This is a genomic window from Streptomyces sp. NPDC127097, assembly GCF_042724075.1.
In the GTDB taxonomy this organism is placed as follows: Bacteria; Actinomycetota; Actinomycetes; order Streptomycetales; family Streptomycetaceae; genus Streptomyces.
In genome coordinates this window covers 74,555-85,042 of sequence record NZ_JBHXFI010000035.1, presented here as the reverse complement: position 1 = coordinate 85,042, position 10,488 = coordinate 74,555, and the positions used below count along the sequence as shown (strand labels likewise).

The 10,488-nt window shown below is 74.7% G+C and carries 5 protein-coding genes; 2 read left to right on the top strand and 3 right to left on the bottom strand.

Translation table 11 applies throughout. The annotated features are described in order from the left end of the window. Window positions 1–364 precede the first annotated feature (364 nt). On the top strand, window positions 365–1,981 hold the full coding sequence (locus ACFWJW_RS24705; protein WP_387245322.1) for an FAD-dependent monooxygenase: 1,617 nt from the start codon (window positions 365–367) through the stop codon (window positions 1,979–1,981). Between the two features lie 141 nt (window positions 1,982–2,122). Here the strand turns inward: ACFWJW_RS24705 and ACFWJW_RS24700 are convergent, their stop codons facing one another. From ACFWJW_RS24700 to ACFWJW_RS24690, 3 genes are read right to left on the bottom strand one after another with little or no spacing between them, the layout of a single operon-like run. Further along, complete coding sequence (locus ACFWJW_RS24700) at window positions 2,123–4,072, bottom strand: helicase-associated domain-containing protein (protein ID WP_387245319.1); 1,950 nt, start codon at window positions 4,070–4,072, stop codon at window positions 2,123–2,125. Continuing rightward, window positions 4,069–5,514, bottom strand: a complete 1,446-nt coding sequence (locus ACFWJW_RS24695) for an SWIM zinc finger family protein (protein ID WP_387245316.1) — start codon at window positions 5,512–5,514, stop codon at window positions 4,069–4,071. Before ACFWJW_RS24695 ends, ACFWJW_RS24700 begins: the two co-directional genes overlap by 4 nt. Next, complete coding sequence (locus tag ACFWJW_RS24690; RefSeq protein ID WP_387245313.1) at window positions 5,511–8,453, bottom strand: DEAD/DEAH box helicase; 2,943 nt, start codon at window positions 8,451–8,453, stop codon at window positions 5,511–5,513. Before ACFWJW_RS24690 ends, ACFWJW_RS24695 begins: the two co-directional genes overlap by 4 nt. Before the next feature lie 501 nt (window positions 8,454–8,954). On the opposite strand from ACFWJW_RS24690, the gene ACFWJW_RS24685 reads away from it, so the two are divergent. Then, on the top strand, window positions 8,955–10,466 hold the full coding sequence (locus tag ACFWJW_RS24685) for a UvrD-helicase domain-containing protein (RefSeq protein WP_387245310.1): 1,512 nt from the start codon (window positions 8,955–8,957) through the stop codon (window positions 10,464–10,466). Window positions 10,467–10,488 lie beyond the last annotated feature (22 nt).

Sequence of the window (10,488 nt, the reverse complement as noted above, 5' to 3'; positions counted from 1 at the left end):
TTGTATTTTTTATATAGGAGTGCGGGGTTGTGGGCGGGGTGGGCGGGCGGGGGGGGGCGGTCGTGGGGTGGGTGTTACTTTGGGGGGTTCGGGGGGGGGTGGCCGGGGGGGGGGGCGCGCGCCCCCCCCGGGACCCACAACGCGCACAGCCACTCCCACCGGCAGCGCTGCGCTTCCTGCGGACCGCCTCCGCATCCTTGCCGTCCTCGTTGGCGGCATCCTTCACGGCTTCCTTCGCGGCCGCCACCGACGCCGTCATCGCCGCCGCCCGCCGACGTTCCCGACCGTATGCGGCACCGCCCTTTCTGGACGTGTCCCGCTCCCGCCGGGGAACGGCGCGCCGCTGCCGAGAAAGGGACTGCCCATGAACGCGTCGAGCAGCAACGGTCTGGAGTTCACCCACCCTTACCTCGCCGTGGTGCTCGGCGGTGGCTTCACGGGCATGCTCGCGGCCGCGGCCCTGTCCGGACACGCCGATGTCATCGTCGTCGAACGGGAGCGGCTGCCGCGGACCCCCGCCCACCCCACGGACCTGCCGCAGGCCCGGCACGCACAGTTGTTGACGGCGGACGGCGTCCGGCTGATCGACGCCGTGCTGCCCGGCAGTGCCGCGCGCTGGGTGGCGGAGGGCGCCCGCCGGATGCCGTTACCCGCGGAGTTCGCCGGCCGCTCCCCGAAGGGCCGGCCGGGCCGCCGTACACGCTCGCGGTATCTGCTCGCCTGCTCCCGCGATCTGCTCGACCGGGTCATCCGCCGGCAGGTGCCGGCCCTCCCGGGGGTGACCGTCCTCGACGGAACCGAAGCGACCGAACTGACCGGTACCGCCGAACACATCACCGGGGTGCGCGTCCGGGACACCACCAGCGGCGCCGGCTACCTGCTGGACGCCGATCTCGTCGTCGACGCCACGGGCCGGCACTCCGCCTCCCGGGAGTGGCTGACCGCACTGGGGCTGCCGGCCGCTCATGAGGACGTGACGGACTCCGGGATCGTCTCGGCGACCCGGATCTTCCGTGCCACCGAGGGCGCCGAGAACTGCCCGGTGCTCACCGCCCGTCCGGCGCTAACCGGCCCCGGCGCACGGCACCGTCGCCCGATTCCCGGGAAGACGGCGACGCTGGTCCCGATCGAAGGCGGACGCTGGCTGGTCACGCTCACCGGTACCGGGGACGACCGGCCCTCCGAACACGCGGGCCGGTTCGTGCCGTTCGCCCGCCGTACGGGCCATCCCGCCATCGCCGACCTCATCGCCGACGCCGAGCCGCTGAGCGAGGTACGGCTCACTCGCGACACCTCGGACCGGCGGCGGCGCTATGAGCAACTGCCGTCCTGGCCGACGGGGTTCATCGCCGTCGGCGGTGCCGTGGTCTCGCTCGCCCACGACTGCGGTCAGGGCCTCTCCCTCGCCGCCCACGCTGCCGCCGCGCTGCGCGGGGCACTGCGACGGCACGGCATGGACGAGCCGTCCCTCGCCCGGAGGACGCAGCGGACCATCGGACGCCTCGCCCAGGAACCGTGGTCCGTGGCCACCGGCGACCCGCGCCACTCCGCCACGAGCCGGGCCGTCCGCCGCGCCTACCTCGACGTCCTCGCACCCGCCGCCCCCGCGGTCCCGCTCCTGCGCCCCACCGCCGCACTCGGGCTGCTCCGGGGGACGGCACGGCCCCGGCCCACGGCAGGCAGCGCACCGGCCCGGCAGACGTCGCCCGAGCCGGCCCCGGCACCCCGCACAGCAGCGCCCGGAAGCCCGTCCGCCGCCGGTCCGCACCCTCCGACGGCCGGTGCCGGCGCGGCCCGCTCGGCACGGTCGGCCGCCGCGCTCTCGGCCGCGCCGCCCTCTCCGGGACAGCCCGCGGCCCCGCCCCGCTCTCCCGGCTCCACACCCGCCTCCCCCAGACGCCTCCCCCGCCCGCTCAGCTTCGGGCCGACGGCGCTGCGCCGGATCAACTGGGCGACGCGACGGAAACCGGCTGACGGCTGACGGGGCCGCCCTCGCTCCTTGATGGCGCGGACGCATCGGCCGCGGGCCCGGCGCCTGGGGGCGCGCGGCGGTCGCCGAGGAAACTTCCCGGAACCGTTGCTCTCGCCCCGGGACGGCGGCGTGCCGCTCCCCGCCAACAGGTCACTCCCCGCCGGGCTTTGTGGCGTCGTGGCGTGGTGCCGGGACTCCCAGGAGGCGGTGGGCCAGGGCGAGTGGCGCCCGGTGGTCACGGGTGGGGGCAGGCGCCGTGGCGCGGTGGGTGGGGAGGCGTTCGACGGTCGTGGTGCCGGTGTCGGATTCCAGGGTCGGGGCGTAGCCGGCGGCGCGCAGCGCGTCCAGGGTGGCGGCCGGCGGCCGGGCGCTGACCAGGACGGTCGGGGCGATGGCGCGCAGCCCGAGGGCATGCAGCGCGCGGTGGGCGGCGAGTTCCTTGACCAGGGCCTCGTCGTCCGAGCGGATGCAGCAGGCGGCGGGCAGGACGCGCATCCGGCCGTGGGCGCGGGCGGTGTTCTGGATGAGGTAGTCGAGGGGCTGTGGCAGGGCGCCGGTCGCCGAGGCGCGGGTGAGGTCCGCCAGGAGGGTGTCGGCGGTGTGGCCGGTGTCCAGTGCGCGGCGCACGGAGGCGGGTGTGAAGCGCCAGGTCACGGCGTGGTCCTCGGATTCGCGGTCGGCCGCGGAGGTGAGCAGGGCGGCGAGCGCGGCGGCGGGGCGGCCGGACACGACAGCGGTCAGATCGGCCTGGAAATGGGCCTGTTCGAGGAGCGGCGGCAGCAGATCGGCGAGTGGCCGGTCCAGCGACCGGGGGTCGGTGAGCAGTGCGCGGCCGAGCGGGGTGAGGGTGCCGTGGGCGACCAGGCCCAGGTAGGCGGCTTCGTGGAGGGTGTGAGCGGCGCGTTCCCCGGCCATCGGCTGGTGGGTGACGGCGAGGGGGCGGTGCCAGTCCGCTGCCCGGAGGAGATCGTTCCAGGGGGTGGCGCTGCCGCCCTCCGGCTCCGGGGGTTCGGTGAACGGCAGGGGCGGGAGGGGGACTCCCGCCCCGTAAGGGACGGCGGCCAGGGCGGCGAGGAGGGCGTGCCGGAGGGCGGGCGCGTGCCGGTCGTGGCCGCGGACCAGTGCGGTCGGGGTCTCGCCGAACGGGGTGTGGGTGGGGATGTCCCACAGCTCTGACCAGGCGGCCAGGACGGGGGCGAGGCGGGCGCCGGGCGGCCGGCCGAGCCAGTCGTCGTAGGCGCCGGTGGGGAGCGCGGTGATGCCGGACGGGGTGCGGGTCAGCGCGATCAGGTCGGCGGCGAGCGCCAGGTCGAGGAGGAGGCGGGTGTGCGGTTCGGTGGCGCCGGCCGCCTTGGCCAGCCGTTTGATCTCGCGTACGGCCAGCCCGCCCGACTTGCGCAGCGCGGCGGGCTGCGTCGCCAGAGAGGCCAGCAGGCGGTCCAGGGTGGCGGCGAGGGTTGCCGCGGCGGCCCGGGATTCGTCGTACGGCGAGGTCGGCGGGACGGACGCGGCGGGCGTCGCGGGGCCGGCGGGGTCGTCCGGGGTGGGCCGCGGGGCGTCGGCGAGGAGCGGGCCGGGGTCGTGGGCGGCCAGGAGTTGCGGGGTGCGCGGCGGGACGACGATCGCGCCGTCTTCGGTGGGCGCGGCGAGCCCGTCGTCGTAGAGGGCGTGCAGGGCGGTTTCGGCGGCGGTGCGGGTGCGGCCGGGCGGGGTGGCATCGAGGGCGGCGAAGACGTCTTCGGGCGGGACGGGTTCGGTGGCCAGGTGGGCGAAGGACAGCCGGTGCGCCATCAGGGACTGGTAGTCGGCGCCCGGGGCGGGGGCGGCGGGGCCGGGGGCGGCATTCCGGGCGCGTTCCTGGCTGATGCGGGCGGTGGCGGTGAGCACCTGGAGCCGGGGGTGATCGAGGTGCAGCACCAGTTGGTGGAGGGTTTCGTAGGACCACAAAATGCCGGCCAGGCCGCGTAGTTCGGTGGGGGCGGGCCGGCGGGCGAGCGGCTCGGCATGGCGGGTGAGGAGTGCGGCGAGTTGTTCGGGGGTGCGCCGGGCAAGGGACCGGGTGAGTGCGTCGAGACCTTCCACGGCGTTGAGGTTAGTCATCGCGCGAGCAGGGCGGTGAGGGCGCCCACGGGGTCGGGGTCGGCCGGGCCGGTGGGCCACCAGTCCTCGGCGCCGGGCTCGGATTCGTACGGATACCAGCGGTGGTCGTGGCCGAAGCGGAGCTGGATGCCGCGGTCCGGGTCGGTGAGGTGGTTGTGGCGCGGGCGCAGGGACGGGAGGTCCGCGGCGAGGAGGGCGCTGCGGGCCCGGTCGAAGTCGCCGGCCGGGGGGTTCCAGGTGGTGTCGAGGAGGGCGAGGCCCTCGGGTCCGCCCTGCCGCCAGGCGGCGACGGAGCGGGCCACGTCCGTGGTCGTACGGCCGGTCGCGGCGGCGAGGTCACGGTAGAGGGCCCGGGTGGTGGAGGTCAGGCCGGCGGTGGGGTGGGCGGTGGCCGTCAGGCGGATGGCGTCCTCCCATGGAGGCAGTGACGGGAACGGGCTGTGGACGGCCGGGCGTCCGGAGCCGGGGCCCGGGGGTGCGGCGGCGGTCACGCAGGCGTGGGCGCGGGCGGCGGCGTCGGCTGCCAGGAATTCGAGGGCGGCGGGGTCGAAGGGCAGGCCGTCGCCGTCCGGCAGGGCCGGCGGGCGGCCGGGCCGTGGGGGCGCCGGCAGTGGTGGCGGGAGCGGCGGCCGGGGGCGGTCGGCGAGCGCCACTCTGGCCAGGACGCCGTGAGAAGTGGACGTCTCCGGTGCCGCACGCTCTCCGGGGGCCGCCTCAGCGACCGGTCCCGGAACGGCAGTTGGCGTCGCCGGACGGCCCTCGGGCCCTTGGCCGTGTGGGGGCGGCGAGGTGGTGGCGACGGTGTGGGCGCGGGCTTCGTGGGCGGTGCGGGCGGCGTTGCGGCGGGAGAGGTCGTCGAGGAGTTCGCGTTCGCCGCGGCCACGCATCAGCAGCAGCACGAACGGGTCAGCGTCCAGGAGGCGGGCCACCTGGAAGCAGAGTGCGGCGGCGTGCTTACAGGGCCTGCCGTGGTCGGGGCACGAGCATCGGGGGACGAGGTCGCCCGGCCCGGGGAGGAGCGGCGTCCCGCCGTCGGCCAGCGCCCGGGGCAGCTTCTTGGCCAGCAGGGCGGTCAGTTGGTCGGGCTCGGCGGCGATGGCATCCAGGAGGCGGTCCCACTCCTGGTCGCTGAGGGTCCGGAGGCGGATGTCGGCACTGTAGGGCCGGGGCCTGCTGCCGCGTACGGTGGCGACGATGCGGCCCGGGGTGACGTTGATGGTGTCGACATGGCCGTCGCGGGCGTAGGTGCGGCCACGGGCGAGCCGGGCGCTGTCGAGCGCGGTGGTCTCCAGTGCGTCCAGCCAGGCGCTGCCCCACCAGGATTCGGCGAACAGCCCCCGGGCACCGGGCCGGACCGGCAGGGGCGGGAAGGTACGCGAGCGGTCCGCGCGGGCCTGCCGGTCCGCGGCGGCGGCGCGCCCGGAGGTGCGGCGAGGGTTCATCCGGGCCTCCTGAGGGAGACGAGGTCGGCCAGTTCGGCATCGGAGAGCTCGGTGAGCGCGGTCTCGCCACCGGAGAGCACCGCGTCGGCGAGCGCCCGTTTGGCACTGAGGAGTTGGGCGATGTTGTCCTCGACGGTGCCCTCGGCGATCAGCCGGTGGACCTGGACGGGCTGGGTCTGGCCGATGCGGTAGGCGCGGTCGGTGGCCTGCTCCTCCACCGCCGGGTTCCACCAACGGTCGTAGTGGATCACATGTCCGGCGCGGGTCAGGTTCAGGCCGGTGCCCGCCGCCTTCAGGGACAGCAGGAAGACCGGGGCGTGCCCGGACTGGAAGCGGTCGACCATCCTCTCCCGTTCGGCGACGGGCGTGCCGCCGTGCAGGAGTTGCGCCGGGATGCCGCGGGTGGCCAGGTGCCCTTCGAGCAGCCGCGCCATGCCCACGTACTGGGTGAAGATCAGGGTGGCGCCGCCCTCGGCGAGGATGGTGTCCAGGAGTTCGTCGAGGAGTTCGAGCTTCCCGGAGCGGGCGGCGAGACCGGGCGCGGCCTCCTTCAGGTACTGCGCGGGGTGGTTGCAGATCTGTTTGAGGGCCGTGAGCAGTTTCATGACCAGGCCACGGCGGGCGATGCCTTCGGCGGTCTCGATCCGGGTGAGGGTCTCGCGGACGACGGCCTGATAGAGCGCGGCCTGTTCGCGCCCCAGCGCCACCGGATGGTCCGTCTCGGTCTTGGGCGGCAATTCGGGCGCGATCCCCGGGTCGGACTTCTTACGGCGCAGGATGAACGGGCGCACCAGCCTGGCCAGCCGCTCGGCCGCCGCCGGATCCTCGCCGCCCTCGACCTCCCGGGCGTGCAGTGCGCGGAACGTCTTGAGCGGCCCGAGGAGCCCGGGGGTCGTCCAGTCGAGGAGGGCCCACAGCTCGGAGAGGTTGTTCTCCACGGGCGTGCCGGTGAGGGCGATCCGGGCGGGGGCTTTGATGCTGCGCAGCGCCTTGGCCGTCGAGGAGCGCGCGTTCTTCACGTGCTGGGCCTCATCGGCGACGACCCAGGCCCATGACCTCCCGGCCAGCTGGGTGGCGCTGCTGCGCATCGTCCCGTAGGTCGTCAGCACGAAGCCGCCGTCGAGGCCGTCGAGGCTGCGGCCGGCGCCGTGGAAGCGGCGTACGGGCGTGCCGGGGGCGAAGCGCTCGATCTCGCGCTGCCAGTTGCCCAGCAGGGAGGCCGGGCAGACCACGAGGACCGGTGCGCTCGGCCGCCGGTGCCGATGGAGCGCGATGACGGTGAGGGTCTTGCCCAGGCCCATGTCGTCGGCGAGGCAGCCGCCGAGGCCGAGGGAGGTCATGGTGTCGAGCCAGGCCATGCCCCGTAGTTGGTAGTCACGGAGGGTGGCGCGCAGTCCGGGCGGCTGGGGCAGGGGGCGGGCCTCGCTGGTGAGGCGTCCGCGCAGGGCGGCGAGGGCGCCCTGCGGCACCACCTCGACCTCCTCGCCGTCCACCTCGGCGGTGCCGTTGAGCGTCGCGGCGAGGGCGTCGACCGGCTCCAGATAGCCCAGTTCGCGCTTACGGGCCTTACGGACGAGCCCGGGGTCCACCAGGACCCACTGGTCACGCAGCCGGACGACGGGGCGGTGCGCCTCGGCGAGGGCGTCCATTTCCGCCTCGGTCAGCGGCACTCCGTCCATCGCCAGCTGCCAGCGGAATTGCAGCAGTTCACTGGTGTCGAAGAAGCCGAAGCCGTCCGCGGCCGAGCCCGGCGCCGGGCGCAGCACCGCGGCGGCGGTCAGCCCGCGGGCGATCTCCCTGGGCCAGTGGACGGTGACGCCCGCGGCGCCCAGGCGTGGCGCGGCTTCCCCCAGCAGGTCGTACAACTCGTCCTCGCCGAGCGGCAGTACGTCGGGGACCGGCCGCTCCAAGAGGCGGGCGAGCGGGGCCCAGATGCGGGCCGCGCGGCGCAGCGCGAGGAGAGTGTCCACCCGGGAACGCGGCCCGAGGTGGTCGGGGCCTTCGCCTTCCCACAGTTCCCGGGCGTCGGCGACCAGGGTGGGGTCGGTGAGGCTGTGCACCTGGAGGACGGCGGCAGCCGCGCTGCGCTCTTCGGAGCCGCCCGCCGCGCTCTCCTCCGCCCTGTCGAAGAGCTTGTGCGGGGCGAGGTCGAGACGCAGGGAGAGCCGCACACCGGCGTCGACACCGGCCGCCACCTCGGCGGCCCACTCCCGGGCGCCGGGCAGATGCTGGGGCGCACTCGCGGCGAACGGGGCACCGGCCACCAGTCCGGCGGCGGGCGTGCGGGGCAGCGCATCGACGACCGCGTCCACAAAGAGCCGTACCAGAACCGCGGGATCGGTCACCTGAAGAGGACGGCTGCCCGGGATCGGCACGGCATGGGCCTCGGCGGGCATGGCGGCGGCGATGGCCCGGAGGTGCGCGATGTCCTCGGCGTCGAGCGGGCCGGCGCGCCAGGCATCGGTGTCCTCAAGGGTCAGTCCCGGCAGGATGCGGCCCCGGGCGGCGAGATGCAGCGCATGCAGGGTGGCCGCGCCCCAGCAGGCGGCGGCCGGATGAGCCGTCGGGTCGTGCCGGGCCCGGACCAGCAAGGGGACGACCTCGGCCGCCGGGAGCAGGACGGCGGGGACCGTACGGCTGCGGGCGCCGTTCCCGTGACGGCGGGCGACGGTCAACGTCCCCTGCTCGGCGGCTTTGTGCCCGTCCCCCGCCCCTTCGTCGCTTCCCCGGGCGCCGAGATCCGGGAGCGGCCCGCCCTCGGGACGCCAGAAAGCGATCTTCCCGGCGCGCGGCGGCTGGGCGGGCAGGAAGACCGCGGCACAGCCGGCCAGGGCGGCATCGGCGATTCCGCGGCCCTGCCCATTGCCCTCAGGCAGGGCGGAAGACGAGCCGTCCGGCGACCGGGGCTCCCCCGCTGCCGTCTCCCACCGCCTCGCCATTCCATCCCCTGCTGCCTGGTCGATCGCCTGGTCGTTCCGCCCCGTTCGCGGCAGCCTCGGAGCCTGCCGCGCCCGCCCTACTCCTACGCCCCCGACCTGCGAGTCTACGGTCGTCCCCACGGCGTCTCCCGCCCCCTCTCCCGCGTCTGCTCCGGCCTCCGACAGCGGCGGGCGATGAATCACCGGTCACCCCCTCCCTCGGCTCCGCCCCGCCGCGGCACGCGCCCGGCGCCATGGCGGAGACCGCGGGCGCAGGCCCGCCGCCCTCGGCCGGCCGACGGCCATCGCGCCGCCCCGCCCGCCGACGATCGTCTGACCGCCGCTGCCTGACCCCGATGGAAGCAGACAGCACTGACAACGCTCCCCACCTGCGCTTTCCGCGCACCGGCCAGGGTTATCCACAGCCCACGAAAATCTCCTTGCCCGCACCCCGAAATCCGCTACGGTGAGTGACGTCATCACTCTCAGTGATCATTCAATCGGTATCGGTGAGGAGCTCTCATGCACACCCCCACACACGAACAAACCGCCGCAACGGATGCCTTCCCGACCGGCGCGCATCTCGTGATCCAGGCGGGCGCCGGGACCGGCAAAACGACGACCCTCGCCCTGCTCGCCCGCACCGCCCGGCGACAGGGCCGGCGGGGCCGGTACATCGCCTTCAACAGAGCGGTCGCGCGCCATGCCGCCCGGGCCTTCCCCGCCGAGGTGACCTGCGGGACCGCCCACGCCCTCGCCTACACCGCCGTGGGCAGGCACTACCAGGCACGGCTGAAAGCCCCACGGCAAGCGGGATGGCGCACGGGTGCGGCCCTGGGCATCAACGAGGCGATGTCCTTACGCCTCGGAGCACGCAAGGTCACCAACAGGGCGCTCTCCCACACGATCCTGCGCACCGTCACCCGCTTTTGCCAGTCGGCCGACAAGGAGCTCGCAGCACACCATGTCCCGCCCCTGCGCGGAGCCGAGGCCGAGCCGCTGCGGGCGCAGCTCGCCGAGCTCACTCTCCCCTACGCGCGCAAAGCCTGGGCCGATCTCCAGCACCCCGCTCACGGCGTGGTCCGCTTCGAGCACGACCACTACCTCAAGATGTGGGCACTGCGCGATCCCGTCATCCCGGCGGACTTCCTGCTCCTTGACGAGGCACAGGACACCAACCCCGTGGTCGAGCAGGTCTTCACGGCCCAGCGCGACCACGCTCAGCTGGTCCTGGTCGGGGACTCCGCCCAGGCCATCTACGGCTGGCGCGGCGCACGCGACGTGATGACCGGATTCGACGGCCGACAGCTCAGCCTCTCCCGCTCGTTCCGCTTCGGCCCGCCGCTCGCCGCTGAGGCCAACCGCTGGCTCACGATCATCGGCGCACCGATCCGGCTCACAGGTTCGCCCGGCCTGGAGACGGAGTTGGGCACGGCCCGTGCACCGGACGCGGTCCTGTGCCGGACCAATGTGGGAGCCATGGTGGAGGTGATACGACAGCTGGACGCGGACCGCAGGGTCGCGCTGGCCGGCGGCGGCGAGGCACTCAGCGCCCTTGCCCGCGCCGCCCACGACCTCGAATCCGGGCGCCGCACGGCCCACCCCGAGCTGATGCTCTTCGAGACCTGGGGCGAACTGCGCGAGTACGCGGAGTACGACCCGGCCGGACGGGACCTGTTGCCCCTGGTGGAGCTGGTCGACGAGCACGGCACCGAGGACCTGCTGTACGTCCTGGACCGGCTCTCCCCCGAGGAGTCCGCCGAGGTGACGGTGTCCACGGCCCATCGGGCCAAGGGCCGGGAGTGGGCACGCGTGCGCATCGCAGACGATTTCACCGGCCCCGAAGATCTCGACGACCGCGACGACGACGGCACCCCGGTCCCCGGCCCGATCGACATCGACGAGGCGCGCCTGGCCTACGTCGCCGTGACCCGCGCCCGATCACTGCTCGACATCGGCGGACTCTCGTGGATCAACAGCCACCCCGCCGGCGACCCGCGCCCACCCCCGACAAAGCCGAGGAGCAAAGGGTGAAAAGTAGGGAAAGAGGTGCCAG

Bases quoted from the DNA above. Each gene is read 5' to 3' on its own strand.
- ACFWJW_RS24705 (WP_387245322.1), top strand. From the start codon at position 365: ATGAACGCGTCGAGCAGCAACGGTCTGGAGTTCACCCACCCTTACCTC.
- ACFWJW_RS24700 (WP_387245319.1), bottom strand. From the start codon at position 4,072: ATGACTAACCTCAACGCCGTGGAAGGTCTCGACGCACTCACCCGGTCC.
- ACFWJW_RS24695 (WP_387245316.1), bottom strand. From the start codon at position 5,514: ATGAACCCTCGCCGCACCTCCGGGCGCGCCGCCGCCGCGGACCGGCAG.
- ACFWJW_RS24690 (WP_387245313.1), bottom strand. From the start codon at position 8,453: ATGGCGAGGCGGTGGGAGACGGCAGCGGGGGAGCCCCGGTCGCCGGAC.
- ACFWJW_RS24685 (WP_387245310.1), top strand. From the start codon at position 8,955: ATGCACACCCCCACACACGAACAAACCGCCGCAACGGATGCCTTCCCG.